This is a genomic window from Shewanella colwelliana ATCC 39565, assembly GCF_000518705.1.
GTDB classification, from domain to species: domain Bacteria; phylum Pseudomonadota; class Gammaproteobacteria; order Enterobacterales; family Shewanellaceae; genus Shewanella; species Shewanella colwelliana.
Genome location: NZ_JAEC01000018.1, coordinates 85,126 through 104,005, shown reverse-complemented (window position 1 = coordinate 104,005; position 18,880 = coordinate 85,126). Strand labels below are relative to the sequence as shown.

Genomic DNA, 18,880 nt, shown 5'->3' with positions numbered 1-18,880 from the left:
TCAACGGTTATACCGCATTAAAATCACTAACTTTCTTTAAAACGGATCAGCTGACGACGCTGTTTCTTATCTGGCTTGGTATCTGGCGCTGGGTTATTCAGCACGTTTAAACGTCTGGCTTCGGCATAGGTGGCTCTTTTGGCGATGCTTTCACTCGTTTCTTCATACAAGGTTTGTGCGATAGCCGCCTTGTGACGTTGTTCGGATAACTGCTTAATGACGACCTCTCTGTCGTCATGCCCCTGTCTGAGCCTAATGATGGCATTGACCTCAGCCTGTTTACTCGACTTGGCGCGTTGACCGTTATAGTGTACTTTCCCGCCATTGATCATCTCTTTGGCGATGGCGCGAGTTTTATAAAAGCGCGCTGCCCATAACCATTTATCTAAACGAACTGAAGAGGGGGGTTCAGATCCCATGGTTATTACCTCTACTTAAGTGTATAAAGATGGGTGAGTTCACATGCTGGGCAATAAGTTCCCTGTATCACGGTGCAATCACCTAATATAGCGACCGACTTCACACCCTTTTTAGGCGCGTAAAGTTAGCATATTTAGCCCTTATAGGCCAATTTAGCTAGTGTTATGGGCTTGTTGCCGATAGCAGGGTAGGTTAGCATGAGTCACAAGTTCCTAAATTATCATAATCAGATTAGAGACCTGTATAGAGGGTCCACATAATATGGATTTATTAGACAAAGTTATATCTAAGGCTGCGGCCATCCCGCACAAGCCTTTGAGCGCCGCAACTTTTTGGCTAGGACTAATCGTTGCTATCTATTTGTTGGCGCAGATCACATGGAAGTTAGTGCCTGTTTCGGATACGCCGCAGACCTGGCAAGCTAATCCTATTTCCAGTAGTTCATCTGAGCAGGTGAGCCTTTCTGCATTGCAAAGTCTTGCGCTATTTGGCAAGGCGGACCTCAATGGCGGTAAGCCTAAAGTTGCGCCTGTCGAAGACAAAATTATCGATGCACCCAAAACGTCACTCTCTATTCAGCTCACGGGGGTCGTGGCATCTACCTCCGAACAGAACGGTTTAGCTGTGATTGAGTCTAGCGGTAGCCAAGAGACGTATGGCTTAGGCGATAAGATTAAAGGCACATCGGCTTCGCTTAAAGAGGTGTATGCCGATCGCATTATTATCTCTAACAGCGGGCGATATGAGACCTTGATGCTTGATGGTCTTAAATATGAGACTCAAAGTCAGGCTAATCGTCAGTTACAACAAGCCAAGCGTTCGCGTGGTGTCGAGCAAATTGATCAACGAGACAATCAAGCTGTCGCCGAAGAGCTACAGAGCTCACGTGATGAGTTACTTGCCGATCCAAGTAAAATTACAGACTACCTTGCTATTTCACCGGTTAACAGCGGTGGAGAATTACAGGGGTATCGTTTAAACCCTGGCAAGGATAGAGAACTATTTAAACAAGCTGGCTTTAAAGCCAACGATTTAGCAAAATCAATCAACGGCTATGATCTGACTGAAATGAGCCAAGCATTGGAAGTGATGGCGCAACTGCCAGAATTGACCGAGATCTCCTTGATGGTAGAACGAGAAGGTCAACTGGTTGAGATCATGTTTAGTTTGCCGCAATAAAAAGGGTTTTAGGGGAAGTCATTAAATGAATAATAACAATATTCGCCGCAATCTTATCGCTGGCGTTGTGATGGGGGCGTCTTTGCTGGCACCGCAACTTGCGTGGTCTGAGCAATATGCGGCTAACTTTAAAGGTACGGACATCCAAGAGTTTATCAACATTGTTGGTAAAAATTTGAATCGCACCATCATCGTTGACCCAACGGTTCGCGGCAAGATTAACGTGCGCAGTTACGACTTACTTAATGATGAGCAGTATTATCAATTTTTCCTAAACGTATTGCAGGTTTATGGTTATGCGGTTGTCGAAATGGACAACAACATCATCAAAATCATCAAAGATAAAGATGCTAAAACTTCAGCGATTCGCGTTGCCGATGATGACGCGCCAGGCCTTGGCGATGAGATGGTAACCCGTATTGTTGCCCTCTATAACACCGAGGCAAAACAACTCGCACCACTGTTACGCCAACTTAATGACAATGCTGGGGGCGGTAACGTAGTTAACTACGACCCTTCCAATGTCTTGATGATTTCTGGCCGTGCAGCTGTAGTAAACAAGTTGGTTGAGATTGTTCGCCGTGTCGACAAGCAAGGTGATACCGAAGTACAAGTGGTGCCACTTGAGTTTGCTTCTGCCGGTGAAATGGTGCGTATTATCGATACGCTTTACCGCTCAACTGCCAATCAGTCACAACTTCCAGGCCAAGCGCCTAAAGTGGTTGCCGATGAGCGCACTAACGCCGTGTTGGTCAGTGGTGATGAAAAGAGCCGCCAACGTGTTGTTAGTCTAATTAAGAAGCTCGATGCTGAACAGGCCACAACAGGCAACACCAAAGTACGCTACTTGCGTTATGCCAAGGCAGAAGATTTAGTTGAGGTGTTAACTGGCTTTGCCGAAAAGTTGGCGAGCGACCAAGATAGTGGTCAAGCTCAGGGGGGCCGCAGCAAGCGCCGTAATGAGATCAATATTATGGCTCACGCCGATACCAATGCCTTGGTGATCAGCGCTGAACCGGATCAGATGCGTACCATTGAGAGTGTCATTAACCAGTTAGATATTCGCCGCGCGCAAGTATTAGTTGAAGCCATTATTGTCGAAGTCTCTGAAGGCGATGATGTAGGCTTTGGTATTCAATGGGCGACCGAAGCGGGTGGCGGTACCCAGTTTAATAACTTAGGTCCAACTATCGGTGAGATTGGTGCGGGTATCTGGCAAGCTCAGCCTACAGAAGGTGATTATATTCGGGATCCGATCACTGGTGAATATGATAAGAAAAATCCAGATAAAAAAGGTGACATTACACTACTTGCTCAGGCGTTAGGCAAAGTCAATGGTATGGCGTGGGGCGTGGCGATGGGTGACTTTGGCGCGCTGATCCAAGCTGTGTCGAGCGATACTAAATCAAATGTACTTGCAACGCCTTCTATCACCACCTTGGATAACCAAGAAGCCTCATTTATCGTTGGTGACGAAGTGCCTATTCTGACAGGTAGTCAGAATTCCAGTAACGGTAACAGTAATCCTTTCCAAACGGTTGAGCGTAAAGAGGTGGGCGTAAAACTTAAAGTCGTACCACAGATCAACGAAGGCACCACAGTTAAGTTGACCATTGAGCAGGAAGTCTCTGGCATCAATGGTAAGACAGGTGTCGATGTCACCTTTGCGACTCGTCGTTTAACCACGACTGTCATGGCCGATTCAGGTCAAATCGTGGTGCTAGGTGGCCTAATTAACGAAGAAGTACAAGAGAGCGTGCAGAAGGTGCCTTTCCTCGGTGATATTCCGGTTATTGGCCACTTGTTCAAGTCATCTTCAAGCGGTAAGAAAAAGAAAAACCTGATGGTGTTTATTAAGCCGACCATTATCCGTGACGGTATCACCATGGAAGGCATTGCTGGCCGTAAGTACAACTATTTCCGCGCGTTACAGCTTGAACAACAAGAGCGTGGCGTTAACTTGATGCCAAGTGCCGATGTTCCGATTTTGGAAGAGTGGAATCAAGAAGCGTACCTGCCACCAGAAGTGAATGACGTGCTGCAGCGTTATAAAGATGGCAAAGGGCTAGATACGCAAATGCGTGAGACTGACCCTGCACTCAAGCATATTTCTGACAACAAACAGCAAGATGCGACCGATGAGTGATCTGCAAGCCGCTCAGAATGATGAGTTAGCCCAAGTATCGAGTGAACTTGGGTTAGCCTCAGAGGCCGAATCCGATGAAGTTTTTCACTCAAGTAGCCGTGAGCGCTTGCCGTTTGCGTTTGCCCACAGATTTGAATTGGTGTTAGACAAAACCCAAGATGGTGCATTAACACTGTATCACACGGCGACAACGCCACTGGAGGCGATGTTAGAGGTTCGCCGTTATACGGGGCAGGAATTGGCATTAAGCCAACTTGACGCGAATGTGTTTGAAGCCAAACTCACCCAAGTTTATCAAGCTAACTCTTCTGAAGCGCAACAGCTGATGGAAGATATTGGCAACGAGATGGATCTGTTTACACTGGCTGAAGAGTTACCACAAACAGAAGATCTGCTCGAGGGGGATGATGATGCACCGATCATTAAATTGATCAACGCCCTACTGTCTGAAGCGATCAAAGAGGAAGCGTCTGATATCCACATCGAAACCTACGAGAAGCAACTTGTGGTGCGTTTCCGTGTTGATGGTGTACTCAAAGAGGTGCTTAAACCTAACCGTAAGCTGTCGTCGCTCTTGGTCTCTCGTATCAAGGTGATGGCACGTCTGGATATTGCAGAGAAGCGTGTGCCGCAAGATGGCCGTATCTCATTACGTATCGCTGGTCGTGCGGTCGATGTGCGTGTCTCGACAATGCCATCGAGCCATGGTGAGCGTGTGGTGATGCGTCTGCTGGATAAAAATGCCGGCAACCTTGACCTCAAACAGCTCGGTATGACAGATGCCATTCGTCACCAGTTTGATGAACTTATCCGTAAGCCGCATGGTATTATTTTGGTGACCGGTCCTACGGGGTCGGGTAAGAGTACGACCTTGTATGCTGGGTTGACTGAAATTAACTCCATCGACACCAATATTCTGACCGTCGAAGATCCCATTGAATATGAGTTAGCCGGTATTGGCCAGACACAGGTGAATACTAAGGTTGATATGACCTTTGCCCGTGGTTTGCGTGCAATCTTACGTCAAGATCCCGACGTGGTGATGATTGGTGAGATCCGTGACTTAGAAACAGCTCAAATTGCTGTACAGGCTTCATTGACGGGTCACATGGTGATTTCGACACTGCATACTAATACAGCCTCGGGTGCGATTACTCGCCTACAAGATATGGGTGTTGAACCTTTCTTGGTCTCATCGAGTCTATTGGGTGTGTTAGCGCAACGACTGATCCGGACCTTATGTCCTAAGTGTAAGACACCACACACACCCGATGCGCGTGAATGTGAACTATTAGGCATAGAGCCTGATGAGGCACACACCATCTATCGTGCCAATGGGTGTTCAGCTTGTGGAAACAATGGCTATCGCGGTCGTACTGGTATCCATGAGCTCTTGGTGGTCGATGATCATGTTCGTGAATTGATCCACACTGGACGCGGCGAGTTAGCGATTGAAAAACATATTCGTCTGTCTGTGCCCAGTATTCGTCATGATGGTATGAGTAAAGTGCTTGCAGGGGTGACTACCCTAGAAGAAGTGCTGCGCGTTACTCGCGAGGAGTAAATCATGCCAGCATTTGAGTACAAGGCATTAGATGCCAAAGGTAAACAGCAAAAAGGGGTTGTCGAAGCTGATACGGCGCGTCACGCTCGTGGTCAGTTGAGAGAGCAGCGGCTAATGCCGCTTGAAATCACGCCTGTTGTTGAAAAAGAGTCTAAGACTAAGTCTGCCAGCTTCAGTTTCAAGCGTGGCATATCGGTGGCCGAGCTTGCATTGATCACTCGCCAAATCGCCACACTTGTGGCGGCGGGCTTACCTGTTGAAGAAGCATTGAAAGCGGTCGGTCAGCAGTGTGAAAAAGATCGCCTTGCTAGCATGGTTATGGCAGTCCGCTCTCGTGTTGTCGAAGGTTATAGCCTTGCCGACTCTATGGCAGAGTTCCCTCATATTTTTGACGATCTCTATCGCGCCATGGTGGCCTCCGGTGAAAAGTCGGGCCATCTTGAAGTGGTATTGAATCGTTTGGCGGATTACACAGAACGTCGTCAGCAGTTAAAGAGCAAAATGACTCAGGCGATGATCTATCCTGTGGTACTCACAGTGGTCGCGATCAGTGTGATTGCTATCTTGCTCGCGGCGGTTGTTCCTCAAGTTGTCGGCCAGTTTGAGCATATGGGGCAAGAGTTACCTTGGACTACCCAATTGTTGATTGCCTCATCTGACTTTATTCGTGACTACGGCGTGATTGTGCTGGGAGTTATCGTCGCTCTGTTTATTGCAGCGAAACAGCTGTTGCGTAGTCCCGCTAACCGAATGAAATTTGATGCGGCTATGTTGGTGATGCCCGTGATTGGCCGCGTCAGCAAAGGCCTTAATACTGCGCGCTTTGCCAGAACATTGAGTATTCTAACGGCCAGTTCGGTGCCACTGCTGGATGCCATGCGTATTGCCAGTGAAGTATTGATGAACGTGAAAGTTAGAGCTGCGGTCGAAGAAGCCACAGCCAGAGTGCGTGAGGGAACCAGTTTGGGGGCGGCATTAGCCAACACTAAACTTTTTCCACCAATGATGCTCTATATGATCACCTCAGGTGAAAAAAGTGGTCAGCTGGAGCAGATGCTAGAGCGCGCTGCAGATAACCAAGACAGAGAGTTTGAGTCTAACGTTAACATCGCCTTAGGGGTGTTTGAGCCATTATTGGTGGTCAGTATGGCAGCAGTGGTACTGTTTATTGTATTAGCGATTCTGCAACCGATTTTAGAACTAAATAACATGATCAGTGGTTGATGTATTGCATCAAATCACAGGGTTCTAACGCTCAGGCGTTGGGGCATTTTTTATAGAGGAAGTATTAATGCAAGTAAGAAACAAGCAAAAAGGTTTTACCCTATTAGAAGTGATGGTCGTTATTGTAATTTTAGGGATCCTTGCTTCTATGGTTGTACCTAATCTTATGGGTAACAAGGATAAAGCTGACCAACAGAAAGCGGTATCTGACATTGTTGCATTAGAAAATGCGCTCGATATGTATCGTTTGGATAACAGTATCTACCCGACCACTGAGCAAGGGTTAGAGGCTTTAGTACAGAAGCCAACCATCTCACCTGAGCCACGCAACTATCGTGAAGATGGTTACGTGAAACGTCTTCCGCAAGATCCATGGAGAAATGACTACTTACTGTTGAGCCCTGGTGAACAAGGTAAAATTGATGTCTTTAGTGCGGGCCCTGATGGCCAGCCAGGTACCGAAGATGATATCGGTAGCTGGAACCTACAAGACTTCCAATAAGTAGAGTCTGAGTTAATGAAGATGTCACGGCAGTTTGGTTTTACCCTAATGGAAGTGCTACTAGTGGTACTGATAATGGGGTTAGCTGCATCTGCGGTGACCTTTACCACAGGTGGAGCCGATAAGCAGCAAGCGCTTGAGCGTGTTGCCCGCCAGTTTATGGCATCCACCGAGTTGGTGTTAGATGAAACCGTACTAAGCGGCCACTTTATCGGCATTGTCATCGACAAAGATCATTATGAGTTTGTCTTTTATGATGAGGGCAAATGGAAACCGTTACAGCAAGATAGATTACTCGCTGCTCGTGAAATGGAATATGACGTGCAGATGCATCTTACTCTAGAGGGGATGCCATTATCGCAAGAGGACGAGGAGCAAGACTCTTGGTTTGATGAGCCGCTTATAGAGCCATCGGCTGAAGACAAGAAGAAGTTTCCTGAACCACAAGTGATGTTGTTTCCTAGCGGCGAGATGAGTTCTTTTGAATTGGCTTTTGTCAGTAAAGATGAAAGGGGCAATGAGATAGAAGCCTTGGTGATTGGCGATGCATTAGGGCGTTTGACTCTGGGGAGAGACGATGCATTTGATGATTAGGTTATTAAATGTCAAAACGTTACCAACCATAGTGATCACTAAGCGGCTTGGACAATGTGGCATGTGTCGTTTAAGCATCGAGGTAGTGATGTGAAGCACAATCTACAGGGCATGACATTGTTGGAAGTGATCGTGGCGTTAGCTGTGTTTGCTATTGCCGCGGTCTCAATTACTAAGAGTCTTGGCGACCAAATCGCGAATATGCCGATATTGGAAGAACGCACCTTGGCTCAATGGGTCGCCAGCAACCAGATGGTTGATGCGCGCCTTGAAGGCAAGTTTCCCGAGCTGGGTAAAAAAGAGGGCAGCGTCGATTTGGCCGATAAAGAGTGGTTTTGGCGTAAAGAGGTGATTAAAACCACCGATGACAACTTTCGTATGATACGTATTAGTGTCAGTGATGATGAGCGTTACGGCCGTATCATTGCCCAGGTCAGCAGTTATGTGCTCAAAACAGAATAAGCGTTTACAGGGGTTTACCCTGTTAGAGATGCTCGTGGCAATTGCCATTTTCGCCATGCTAGGACTCGCAGCAAACTCAGTGTTGCATACCGTGATGCAAAATGATGTCGCGACCGAAGAGTTTGCAACTAAGCTCAAATCGATGCAGCAAGGTTTTGGGGCATTAGAGCGTGATTTTGGCCAGATGGTCGCCCGCACACCGCGATTATTAGAGGGTGGACGAGGTAATACCGTGTTGCAGACCGGATCGGATCTGTTTGATTCGGAGTCAGAGGCGATTGTGTTTTATCGTATTGGTTGGCTCAACCCCGATGGTATTTTGCCGCGAGGCAGTTTGCAGTCAGTCGCCTATGTGGTGCAAGACAATAATTTAGAGCGTTGGTACTTTCCCTATCCTGAGCCCGAGTTTGGCGCTGAGCCAATTAAAACCATCGTCATTAGAGATGTGTTATCGGTGGAATACTCCTTTTTTGTCGAAGATAAATGGGAGCGTAAGATTGACGCCACCTCTTTGCCTAAAGCCATTGCGATGGAGGTCGAGGTCGAAGGTTTAGGTAAAATACAACGGAAGTTTTTGCTGCCATTAGGTGCCAGTGTTGCTAAGAGTGATGATAGCGACGGCAATAACAACGACAAAGGCGACGAGAACAACGACGGGACTAGTGACACCGACAGCAACTCGAATGATGATGACGAGAATGGTCGTAAGAGGGGAGACGGTGTTGATTAAATCTCCTCAAAAGCAGCGCGGTGTTGCACTGATTGTCGTACTGCTTATTGTGGCGATGATTGCAATCATCGCCACCAATATTAATAGTCGTAATCAGATATCAGTGCGTCGTACTATCAATTTGGCACAATATGATCAAGCTTATTGGTATGCGATTTCGGCCGAAGAGTTAGCTAAAAAAGTATTGAAGCAAGATCTAGATGATGCCGATGAAGGCAAGGTGCATCGCCAGCAATATTGGGCGCAAGCCGATGTGGTCTTTCCCGCTGAGCTCGGAGAGATAGGCGGGCGAATTAGCGATATGCAGGCATGTTTTAATATTAATGCCCTATCGATAGAGACCAAAGAGGTTGAAAATGGTCAACCTAAACTGCCACTTGCAGCCACCCAATATAAAGGACTGCTTGTTGCACTGGGGATGGATGATTTCTCTGCGGAGCGATTAACGCACACCCTCAAAGATTATATTGACGAGGATACGGTCGCCAGCCCATTTGGGGCAGAGGATGCGGATTATGAATCGCGCACTATTCCTTATCGAGCGGCCAACACCTTAATGAATCATCGCAGTGAACTGCGTGCGGTGATTGGCTATAGCCAAGATATTTACGTTAAGCTTGCTCCCTATATCTGTGCAATCCCAGGGAATGACAGACAAGTATTGAATGTTAACACCATTGAGGTTGAACATGCGGCGCTATTGGCGGGGATGTTTGACAATAAGATCAGTGTGGGAGAAGCCGAAAGCATTATTAACCAGCGCCCTGGTGATGGTTATGACAGCATCGAGGATTTTTGGGCCAATGGCTCTATCTCTAGCCTGCGCACTGAGAAGAATTTGGAGTCGAGTTTTAGCCTGAAAAGCAGCTACTTTTTATTGGAAGCTGGAGCCAAGGTTGATGGCGCTACTTTTCGCATGGAAAGTGTGATGCGAGTGGCTGGTGGCAATCAGCTTGATATCTTGACGCGTCAATATGGCGGCCAGAAATAATCAGCTTGTTGGTGCCGTTAGGCACAACAGGTTATGTAGAATAAGACAAGCTCATTGAGAGCAACTTAATGAGACTTGTGGAGAAAGACATTGAGTGAACGACTATTTATCCGTTTAGGAAGAAGCATAGAGGACAGCTGCTCTTGGCTAGTGTGGTCCGAGCAAGAGCAAGAGATCATCGCATCAGGAGAACTCGCGGATGCCAAAGCTTTGCCGACCTTAACTGAGCGAGCGGGTAATCGTCCGGTCGACATCTTAGTGCCATCTTCTGCTATTACGTTAACGTCGGTGCAGCTGCCTGAGAAGGGTCAACGCCAAGCGGTCAAAGCATTACCCTTTATGCTGGAAGAGAACCTCGCCGAAAACGTTGATGAGCTGCATTTTGTCACGGGTCCTCGCAATGGCGAGTCCCTCAGCGTGGCGGTTGTTGCCCATGAGCAGATGCAAAATTGGCTGAGCTGGTTAAGCGATGCGGGCATTAAAGCCAAGCAGGTAGTGCCTGATTGTTTGGTCTTGCCATTAGTACAATGCCAGTGGGCGGCGATGAAGTTTGGCCAAGACTACTTGTTGCGTACCAGCCAAGGCGGTGGTGTATGCCTTGATGCCACTTGGTTTCAAGCCACCCTGCCTAAATTAGCCGCCAAAGAGCAAGATGAAACCATAACCTTAGCTAGCTATAGTGATTTTGATATCGACGGCGTTGAAGTCAAGGCTCAGCCTTTAGATCTACCTATGTTGGTTTTGGCTAAAGGCATACTTAATGCGCCTTTAAATTTACTGTCTGGCGTTTACACACCAAAGCGTGAATATGGCAAACACGTATTATTGTGGCGCAATGCTGCCATTGTCATCGGTATTGCGATTGTGCTGTCGCTGGTCAATAAAGGGCTAAACATTCATGAAATGAATGTCGAGCGTGATCGTCTACAAGCTCAGAGTGAAGCGATTTTTAAGCAGGTTGTCGGCAGTTCTCGTGTCGTCAATGTGCGCTCGCAGATGGAAAGTCAGTTACGCAGTCTGCAAGGTTCAGGCGGTGGTACGGCATTTTTCACTATGCTGGATGGATTGAGTGGCGCATTTGCTAAAGTGCCGGCATTAAAGCCGACCAGTTTGCGCTTCGACAGCGGCCGTAATGAACTGCGCATGCAGATCACCGCTAAGAGTTATGCACAGATAGAGCAGTTTAAAGAGATTGTTGCAGCACAGTTCGCGGTTGATTCTGGCGCCATGAATAGCAGTGACGATGAAGTGACTAGCACCTTAACCCTGAGGAGCAAGTAAGATGGAAAACATTAAGACTTGGTGGAATGGGTTAATTCTGCGCGAAAAGCAAATGGTGTCTGTGGGTGGTGTCGTGTTAGCGATAGGGATCCTTTATTGGGGGATTTGGGCACCGATTAGTGGTGCTGAAGCCGATGCTGAACGCGCACTACAGGCGCAACAAAATACCTTAAGTTATGTTAAACAGACTGCCAATAAGATAGCGGGTTTGAAGCAATCGGGTGGTCAAAAGGGGTTTTCGGGCAGTTTAAGTGCCGCGGTGACTCAGTCGGCAAAAGCCTATGGGCTTGAGATCACGCGAATGCAGCCGCAAGGCAAAAAAATTCAGGTGTGGATGGACGAAGTGCCGTTTGATTCACTCTTGGGTTATTTGAGTGACTTAGTGCAAAAGCAAGGGCTGTCGCTTGAAAATATCGATCTAGCTCAATCCGATACACCAGGTTTGGTGAAAGTTCGTCGTATTCAGTTGTCGCAGTAATTAGTGGTTTTAAGGTGTCGTTGTGAGTCTAGTTAAAAAAGTATTAATTGGTGTCGCGGTTTATCTGGTTTTTTTAATCGCCTTGTTTCCCGCCAGCCTAGCCGTTAAATTGGCGCCGCTGCCCAAAAATATCGTGATAAGTGGTGTGTCAGGTACCATCTGGTCAGGCAATATTGATGCACTAACGGTGCAAAAACGTCAGTTGGAATTGATTCAGTGGCAGTTAAGCCCATGGGGGCTGCTGTTAGGTAAAGCTAACCTAGATCTTGTAATTGGTAATCGGGCGAGTGTCGCGAATGGCAAGGGGTTCGTATCACTCTCTATGTCAGGTGTCGATGCATCAGACTTAAGATTTGAAGCCCCCAGTGATTTCTTAATCGGTAATGCGCGTTTACCTTTTAGAACGAAAGTCGACGGCCACTTTAGCCTGATGGTACAAACACTAGAGCAAGGCTTACCTTGGTGTGAACAGCTAGTAGGTAAGTTGTTTGTCCAGGGGTTGCAGGTCAATAACCAGTTTGGTCAATATCCACTTGGTGATATGGCGGTGGGCTTAAGCTGTGTCGATGGTAATATAAAAATTGCCTCTGATGAAACCATGAATCCACTAGGATTGACGGGTCATGCGCTGCTCAAAGCGGATAAGCAGATTCAGGTGACCGCGAAAGTGAGAGAAACCGACGCACAGCCAAACGATCTTAAGCAGGCGCTAAGTTTCCTTGGTAAAAAAGATAGCCAAGGCTACTACCCTATAACTTATCAAGGCCGTCTACCGATATAATAGTAAACAGGCTCCCATAAAAAAGCACCGATCTCGGTGCTTTTTTGTTTTCAGTTGAGAGCCGAAATTGTTGCTATTACTTCTCAGATGCCAGTACTTGTTGGCGATAGTCGAGTAGGCTAAATACACCAAACAGCAGCACTTGCAGATAGGCCGCTTTACTAAGCGGGAGCAGGCTTTTAAAAAGCGTGTGAAAAATCAATACCTGTAGGCTGTGCATCACCACTGTGATGGCCAGCAAAATCTTGATTAATAAGCCAATATTTCCCTCTACCGGCGCCACAAGGTTATAAAGCATCACTCCCCAAGCAAATAGCGTGACGGCTTTACCCGCTAAAATTATAAATTTCATCATCTACTCTCTTTTCACAACCATTGCGAATTTTATACAGATTGGCTCAATAGCGTGGTTTATGCTTGATATTGATACAAACGGTAGATCACTTGACCTGCCTTTTTCTCTTTTAACTGCACCCAATTATTGGGGACCCTAATGTGTGATAACTCACTCTCTGTCTCAACATATATTTGAGCATTATTGTTAAGCCACTGATTACTATCGAGCAGCACAACACTTTGTTCTGCTAGGCCTTTACGAAATGGCGGGTCGATAAACACAATATCAAACCGATCGTCAGGCGGGGTTGCTAATAAGGCTAAGGTATCCCCTTTGATCACATCGGCATGTTCGCATTTTAGGGTCACTAAGTTCTGTTGCAACTGTTTGGCAGCGCTGGCTTGAAGCTCAAACACTTTGGCATATTTGGCATAGCGAGACAGGGCTTCTAAACATAATGCACCGCTGCCGCCGAAACAGTCGAGCACGCGGGCCCCCACAAGATCGCCTGCTAACCAATTAAACAGCGTTTCTCTGACGCGATCTGTTGTCGGACGTAATCCTTCTAAATCTTGAATCGGCAAACGACGTGAGCGCCACTGTCCTGCAATGATACGAACTTGTCCGCTTGATGGTTGATTTTTAGCCATCTCATACCTGTAAATGTGGTGAAATTAGGGGCGCGTTTTAGCCTGCCAAGAGAAAGTGATAGACTGTAGCGCTAGCTTAAAGTCACTATTTTAACTCAAAGCAAGCTCCAATGGTGCAACGCCCATGGAATAAGCATAAAAATGGTGCGTTTTTCTGCATATTTGAGTCCGCTATCTGGTTATAATGACGGGCGCAAAATGACTTTATACCGAATTTTAAATCAGTTAGTTGAGTACTGGTATTACACATGGCAAAGAAAGGTTTTTTTTCCTGGTTCCGTAAAGACAAATCGAAAGAGGAAGTCGCGGCGCCAGAAGTTGAAGTAGGTGATTCATCGGACGCTCCTGCGACTGAGTCTGTTAAAAGCGAACATGATAATGGCGGCTTGGTCGCCGAGCAGGCAGAGCAGGCAGAGCAAGCGCGTTTAGCTGCAGAGCAGGCCGAGCAAGCCCGTTTAGCTGCAGAGCAGGTCGAGCAAGCCCGTTTGGCTGCAGAGCAGGCCGAGCAAGCCCGTTTGGCAGCAGAGCAGGCCGAGCAAGCCCGTTTAGCTGAAGAGCAGGCCGAGCAAGCGCGTTTAGCTGCAGAGCAGGCCGAGCAGGCCCGCTTGGCTGAAGAACAGGTCGAGCAGACCCGTTTGGCTGCAGAGCAGGCAGAGCAGACCCGTTTGGCTGAAGAGCAGGCAGAGCAAGTCCGTTTGGCTGAAGAACAGGCCGAGCAAGCGCGTTTGGCTGCAGAGCAGGCCGAGCAAGCGCGTTTGGCTGCAGAGCAGGCCGAGCAAGCCCGTTTAGCTGCAGAGCAGACCGAGCAGCAGGATGTTGCGGATGAGCAACAGCCTGAGCCACAACAAAAGCCAAGCAAAGAGGGTTTTTTTGCCCGCCTTAAGCGTGGTCTAAAGCGTACAAGTGAAAATATTGGTAGCGGTTTTGTTGGCCTATTCAAAGGCAAGCAGATCGATGATGATCTCTTTGAAGAGTTAGAAGAGCAGCTGCTGATCGCCGATGTTGGCGTTGAAACAACCACGCGCTTGATTAGCAGTTTAACTGAGCAAGCTAGCCGCAAGCAGCTTAAAGATGGTGAAGCCCTCTATGAACTGATGCGTGAAGAGATGCAAAAGACATTAGAGCCAGTCAGCATCCCATTAGTGCCTGAAAACAGTGAAGGGCCTTTCGTTATTTTGATGGTGGGTGTCAACGGTGTCGGCAAGACAACCACTATTGGTAAGCTTGCTAAGCAGTATCAAAAACAGGGTAAGTCTGTTATGTTAGCAGCTGGGGATACTTTCCGCGCTGCGGCAGTAGAGCAGCTGCAAGTGTGGGGACAGCGTAATGATATTCCTGTTGTCGCACAGCACACTGGCGCAGACAGTGCGTCAGTATTGTTTGATGCGCTGCAAGCGGCTCGCGCACGTAATGTCGACATTTTGATTGCAGATACAGCGGGTCGATTGCAAAACAAAGCGCACCTCATGGACGAGCTGAAAAAAGTGGTCCGAGTGATGAAGAAGCAAGATGAGTCGGCACCGCACGAGGTGATGTTGACCTTAGATGCAAGTACTGGTCAAAATGCGATTAGTCAAGCGCAGCTGTTTAAAGAAGCCGTAGGTGTAACAGGCATCACCATCAGTAAATTAGACGGTACGGCAAAAGGTGGTGTTATCTTTGCGATTGCTGATAAGTTTGGTATACCTATTAGACACATAGGTGTGGGCGAGCAGATTGATGATCTACGTCCATTCGATGCAAAAGACTTTGTCGATGCACTCTTTAGCCATGAAGGTGATGAGTCAGCGTCATAATGGATATTCGCCCACTAAATGAGGGCGATATGTTGATGCAAAATGCATAACTTTAGTGCCAGTTAAATTAACGATGTGTGCTATCTATTAGTGAGATTGGTATCACTGAGATTGGGTATTTATGATTCGATTTGAGCAGGTAAGCAAAGTTTATCCAGGTGGACAGAAGGCGCTCACTGATGTGAGCTTTCACTTGAAGCGTGGAGAGATGGCGTTTTTAACTGGTCATTCAGGGGCTGGTAAAAGTACCCTGCTTAAATTGATCACCGTGATTGAGCGTGCCAATGCTGGTCGCGTATCAATCAATGGTCATGATATTGCCGCTATTCGTCCTAAAGATGTGCCTTACCTTCGCCGTGATATCGGCATGATTTTCCAAAACCACCATCTGCTAATGGATCGCAGCGTCTTTGACAATATTGCTCTACCTCTTGTGATAGAGGGGTTTGCGCTACATGAGATTAAGAAACGCGTATTGGCTGCGTTAGATATGGTTGGCTTATATGGTAAAGAGCGCCATTATCCTATTATGTTATCTGGTGGTGAGCAGCAACGCGTTGGTATTGCTCGCGCGATTGTAAATAAACCACCACTGCTGTTAGCCGATGAACCGACAGGTAACTTAGATCCCAAGTTGTCGATGGATATTCTTCGTTTATTTGAAACCTTCAATGATGCGGGGACCACAGTGCTGATAGCTACCCATGATTTAGGATTGATCGCGCGAATGAAGTACCGCACGTTAACCCTGAAGCAGGGACGAGTGTTAGGTGGGGACGAACTAGCGACTCACACACCGTTTGCGACGACTTAAGGAGCCTGGTATGAGTCAAAAGCCTCAATTGGTGCGCAGCAAGTTACCGTTTACTGGTAGAATTGTGATGTTCTTTATCCGCCACATTCAACATGCCATGGGAAGCATGGGGGAGTTATGGCGTAATCCTGTGTCATCGCTAATGACCATGGCCGTCCTCGGTGTCAGCCTTAGTTTGCCCGCCGCATTGCAGGTACTGGTTAAGAATGCGGAAACGATCACTCAATCGTGGAACAGTGCTGCCGAAATCTCGTTGTTTATCGATGAAGGGCGCAGTGAACGCACAATACAAAGCCTTATCAGTCGGATTAGTGCCTACTCGGAAGTCAGCGAAGTTAACTATATCAATCGCGATCAGGCTTTAGAGGAGTTTCAGCGTCTATCTGGGTTCGGCGAGGCTTTGGCTTACCTAGATGAAAACCCGTTGCCAGCGGTCGTGATGGTGACTCCTAGTATCAAATATGCCAGCCCAAATGGGGCGCGTGAGTTACTTAAAAAGCTCGAACTTGAGCCGGAGGTAAGTTTTGGCCGCCTCGATATCGAGTGGCTAGAGCGCCTGCAAGCGGTTGTGCGTCTACTAGAGCGAACGGTATTGGCGATAGCCGCCTTATTGGTGTTGGCTGTGGTGCTAGTGATAGGTAACACTATTCGTTTGGCCATTATGAATCGCCGTACTGAGATTGAAGTGATGAAGCTGGTGGGCGCAACAGAAAGCTTCATTCAGCGACCTTTTCTTTATACTGGTATCTGGTATGGGATTATTGGTGGAATTTTGGCCTGGGTGATTATCAACCTACTGGTTTGGTATCTCGATGGCGCTTTAGCCCAGCTGTTAGGTTTATACGGTAGTAGCTTAGAGATGCAGTCGCTAACATTAGTAGAATTGGGGCAGTTAGTGATGCTTGCATCTTTCTTAGGTTGGCTCGGCTCTTACCTTTCTGTGCGCCAGCACTTGCGCGCGATTGAGCCCTCTTAACCAAGTCAAAATCAGCTTGATGAACTAATGTTCATTTGCAATGTCTATAATTTTGGTTGAAATTAGTGACTGTTCGTTTGCATCTGTTGACATAGACTGGCAGATCACCGATAGTTCATCAGCTTGTCCTTGTATAACAGCGTTTATCATGCGGACACGCGCCCAGTACTCTGGGCGACAAGCGTTAAAATGAGTTAAATTTTTAGAGATAAGAAGTAGGAGCGTTAATGACAAGTCAAACGCAATCAATGGCACTAGTTGTCCCTCAAAGCAGTGGTAGTTTAGAGGCTTATATCCATTCTGCGCACAACATTAGCATGTTGGAGCCACAGGAGGAGTATGAGTTAGCGAAGCGCCTGCAAGAGACTGGTGACATTCAGGCTGCGAAGCAGTTGATTATGTCTCATCTTCGTTTTGTTGTTCATGTCGCTAAAGGTTACTCTGGTTACGGTCTCCCACAGGCAGATCTTATCCAAGAAGGTAACATTGGCTTGATGAAGGCGGTGAAACGTTTTGATCCTGATGTTGGCGTACGCCTTGTCTCATTTGCAGTGCATTGGATTAAAGCTGAAATTCACGAGTACGTGCTTAAAAACTGGCGTATCGTTAAAGTTGCTACAACTAAGGCGCAACGTAAGCTTTTCTTCAACCTTCGTAAAGCAAAGAAACGTCTTGGTTGGTTTAGCGATGAAGAAGTGACTATGGTCGCTGAGAACCTAGGTGTATCGAAAGCCGATGTGACTGAAATGGAATCACGTATGGCGGCGCAAGATCCAGCATTCGATCTTGCAAGCGACAACGATGATGACCAAGATTACTCACCAGTTCATTATTTAGAGGATCACTCTTCAGATCTTGCTTCTCAAGTTGAAAATGACAACTTAGAAGCTGATAACCAGACGCGACTGTTGGCAGCAATCAAGACCCTTGATGAGCGTAGCCAACACATTTTACAAGCACGTTGGTTAGATGAAGAGAAAACGACCTTGCAGGAGCTCGCGGCAACTTACCAGGTGTCGGCAGAGCGAATCAGACAGCTTGAAAAGAATGCCATGAATAAGCTCAAAGGGCGCATGGAAGTTTAATCTGCTTATTGCAAATAAAAAACCTGCTATTTAGCAGGTTTTTTTATGTCTAGCGTTTAGCTCTTTCATCTGTCATGCCAATTAATTGTCAAGGTATGGTCGCTGAGCCAGAGTTTAGCGATTCTGAGGCAAGGCCCTAAATTGCTGCTGCATTAAGGGTATTCACAAGGTCCCTGTTGATTGCAACGAGTGAAGAACATAGCCACTCTACGTTTAAGCTGGTTAACACTGCATCAAAGGCGCAATAACTCGCTGAGCAGATCACTTTCTTATACTGATTGGTTAAGCCCCATATTACGATTGGCTTGGCGCTGTTGGCTGCGAGCCGCTTCAAGCTGAGTATTTATTGTTTTTAATAAATTGCATAGTTGCCTGCTATGGTCGCTGAGCATATCGTCATCTCGCTGTTCATTTTGAACCTTGTCGGCAGGCAAGTGACTGTTTGCATTGCCACTATCTCTTTCTTGGAGTTCGGTGCTCCATTGGTTGGCTATTGCTAATATCAGGTGCTCAGATTGTGTCAATTGGCCTTGATTTAACTCTTTAACAAACAGTAATCGACTCGCTTCAAATAAACAATGTAGGGTTAGCTCAGAGGATAAAACTTGCTCTGAAGTATTATCCATGGGCGGCAACCAAATTGGTTGGCCTTGGGTAAAAACTAAAGCCGCTACAGAATGAGTTACCGTGCTTAATGAGGTTGCACCTGCAAAAAGTTGCTGCACGTTAGTTGAGTGCAACAAGCTTAAATTTAGCCTGTGTGCCAAGGTCGCTTTCGTCCATTGTTGACCGAGAGATCGTATTAGTGTCATCGCTATTCTATCAATGAGGAGAGCCATTAATTGGCGCTGCCAAGATTACATCGGTGGC

At 47.0% G+C, this 18,880-nt stretch carries 20 protein-coding genes; 16 read left to right on the top strand and 4 right to left on the bottom strand.

Features of this window, described 5'->3' with window-relative positions; genetic code table 11:
- Positions 1-26: 26 nt before the first annotated feature.
- Positions 27-419 carry a ribosome-associated heat shock protein Hsp15 gene (hslR, locus tag L876_RS0109990; RefSeq protein ID WP_037428359.1) on the bottom strand — a complete coding sequence of 131 codons (393 nt, stop codon included), beginning with the start codon at positions 417-419 and terminating at the stop codon, positions 27-29.
- Between the two features lie 262 nt (positions 420-681).
- Here hslR and gspC point away from each other — a divergent pair, with 262 nt between their 5' ends.
- The 12 genes from gspC to L876_RS0109930 all read left to right on the top strand — a co-directional run bounded on the left by gspC (position 682) and on the right by L876_RS0109930 (position 12,352).
- A complete protein-coding gene (gene gspC, locus L876_RS0109985) occupies positions 682-1,599 on the top strand; it encodes a type II secretion system protein GspC (RefSeq protein ID WP_028763682.1) in 918 nt (305 codons plus the stop codon).
- 25 nt (positions 1,600-1,624) lie between these two features.
- Positions 1,625-3,745 (top strand): type II secretion system secretin GspD, encoded by a 2,121-nt coding sequence (gene gspD / locus L876_RS0109980; RefSeq protein WP_028763681.1) that lies wholly within the window; start codon positions 1,625-1,627, stop codon positions 3,743-3,745.
- Positions 3,738-5,309: a type II secretion system ATPase GspE gene (gspE, locus tag L876_RS0109975; RefSeq protein ID WP_028763680.1), complete on the top strand. Its 1,572-nt coding sequence runs from the start codon at positions 3,738-3,740 to the stop codon at positions 5,307-5,309. The genes gspD and gspE overlap by 8 nt, the downstream gene beginning before the upstream one ends.
- 3 nt (positions 5,310-5,312) lie before the next feature.
- Positions 5,313-6,533 (top strand): type II secretion system inner membrane protein GspF, encoded by a 1,221-nt coding sequence (gene gspF / locus L876_RS0109970; protein ID WP_028763679.1) that lies wholly within the window; start codon positions 5,313-5,315, stop codon positions 6,531-6,533.
- 67 nt (positions 6,534-6,600) lie between these two features.
- On the top strand, positions 6,601-7,035 hold the full coding sequence (gspG, locus tag L876_RS0109965; RefSeq protein ID WP_028763678.1) for a type II secretion system major pseudopilin GspG: 435 nt from the start codon (positions 6,601-6,603) through the stop codon (positions 7,033-7,035).
- A 15-nt stretch (positions 7,036-7,050) separates the two neighbouring features.
- Positions 7,051-7,629 (top strand): type II secretion system minor pseudopilin GspH, encoded by a 579-nt coding sequence (gene gspH, locus L876_RS0109960; protein WP_028763677.1) that lies wholly within the window; start codon positions 7,051-7,053, stop codon positions 7,627-7,629.
- 90 nt (positions 7,630-7,719) lie between these two features.
- Positions 7,720-8,091 (top strand): type II secretion system minor pseudopilin GspI, encoded by a 372-nt coding sequence (gene gspI, locus L876_RS0109955; protein WP_028763676.1) that lies wholly within the window; start codon positions 7,720-7,722, stop codon positions 8,089-8,091.
- Positions 8,072-8,821 (top strand): type II secretion system minor pseudopilin GspJ, encoded by a 750-nt coding sequence (gene gspJ, locus L876_RS0109950; protein ID WP_028763675.1) that lies wholly within the window; start codon positions 8,072-8,074, stop codon positions 8,819-8,821. The genes gspI and gspJ overlap by 20 nt, the downstream gene beginning before the upstream one ends.
- Positions 8,814-9,812: a type II secretion system minor pseudopilin GspK gene (gene gspK / locus L876_RS0109945; RefSeq protein WP_394229749.1), complete on the top strand. Its 999-nt coding sequence runs from the start codon at positions 8,814-8,816 to the stop codon at positions 9,810-9,812. The genes gspJ and gspK overlap by 8 nt, the downstream gene beginning before the upstream one ends.
- A gap of 90 nt (positions 9,813-9,902) precedes the next feature.
- Positions 9,903-11,093: a type II secretion system protein GspL gene (gene gspL / locus L876_RS0109940; RefSeq protein WP_028763673.1), complete on the top strand. Its 1,191-nt coding sequence runs from the start codon at positions 9,903-9,905 to the stop codon at positions 11,091-11,093.
- Between the two features lies 1 nt (position 11,094).
- Positions 11,095-11,571: a type II secretion system protein M gene (locus tag L876_RS0109935; protein WP_028763672.1), complete on the top strand. Its 477-nt coding sequence runs from the start codon at positions 11,095-11,097 to the stop codon at positions 11,569-11,571.
- A gap of 22 nt (positions 11,572-11,593) precedes the next feature.
- Complete coding sequence (locus L876_RS0109930) at positions 11,594-12,352, top strand: type II secretion system protein N (RefSeq protein ID WP_028763671.1); 759 nt, start codon at positions 11,594-11,596, stop codon at positions 12,350-12,352.
- Between the two features lie 76 nt (positions 12,353-12,428).
- Here L876_RS0109930 and L876_RS0109925 read toward each other — a convergent pair whose 3' ends face one another.
- On the bottom strand, positions 12,429-12,704 hold the full coding sequence (locus L876_RS0109925) for a DUF1145 domain-containing protein (protein WP_028763670.1): 276 nt from the start codon (positions 12,702-12,704) through the stop codon (positions 12,429-12,431).
- Between the two features lie 59 nt (positions 12,705-12,763).
- Positions 12,764-13,339 (bottom strand): 16S rRNA (guanine(966)-N(2))-methyltransferase RsmD, encoded by a 576-nt coding sequence (gene rsmD / locus L876_RS0109920; RefSeq protein WP_037428352.1) that lies wholly within the window; start codon positions 13,337-13,339, stop codon positions 12,764-12,766.
- Between the two features lie 248 nt (positions 13,340-13,587).
- On the opposite strand from rsmD, the gene ftsY reads away from it, so the two are divergent.
- The 4 genes from ftsY (at position 13,588) to rpoH (ending at position 18,010) form a co-directional block, all read left to right on the top strand.
- Positions 13,588-15,135 (top strand): signal recognition particle-docking protein FtsY, encoded by a 1,548-nt coding sequence (gene ftsY / locus L876_RS0109915; RefSeq protein ID WP_028763668.1) that lies wholly within the window; start codon positions 13,588-13,590, stop codon positions 15,133-15,135.
- Positions 15,136-15,256: 121 nt separating this feature from the next.
- A complete protein-coding gene (gene ftsE, locus L876_RS0109910) occupies positions 15,257-15,949 on the top strand; it encodes a cell division ATP-binding protein FtsE (protein ID WP_028763667.1) in 693 nt (230 codons plus the stop codon).
- Between the two features lie 10 nt (positions 15,950-15,959).
- On the top strand, positions 15,960-16,925 hold the full coding sequence (gene ftsX / locus L876_RS0109905) for a permease-like cell division protein FtsX (protein WP_028763666.1): 966 nt from the start codon (positions 15,960-15,962) through the stop codon (positions 16,923-16,925).
- Positions 16,926-17,152: 227 nt separating this feature from the next.
- Positions 17,153-18,010, top strand: a complete 858-nt coding sequence (gene rpoH / locus L876_RS0109895) for an RNA polymerase sigma factor RpoH (protein ID WP_028763664.1) — start codon at positions 17,153-17,155, stop codon at positions 18,008-18,010.
- A 269-nt stretch (positions 18,011-18,279) separates the two neighbouring features.
- Here the strand turns inward: rpoH and L876_RS0109890 are convergent, their stop codons facing one another.
- A complete protein-coding gene (locus tag L876_RS0109890) occupies positions 18,280-18,822 on the bottom strand; it encodes a hypothetical protein (RefSeq protein ID WP_028763663.1) in 543 nt (180 codons plus the stop codon).
- Positions 18,823-18,880 lie beyond the last annotated feature (58 nt).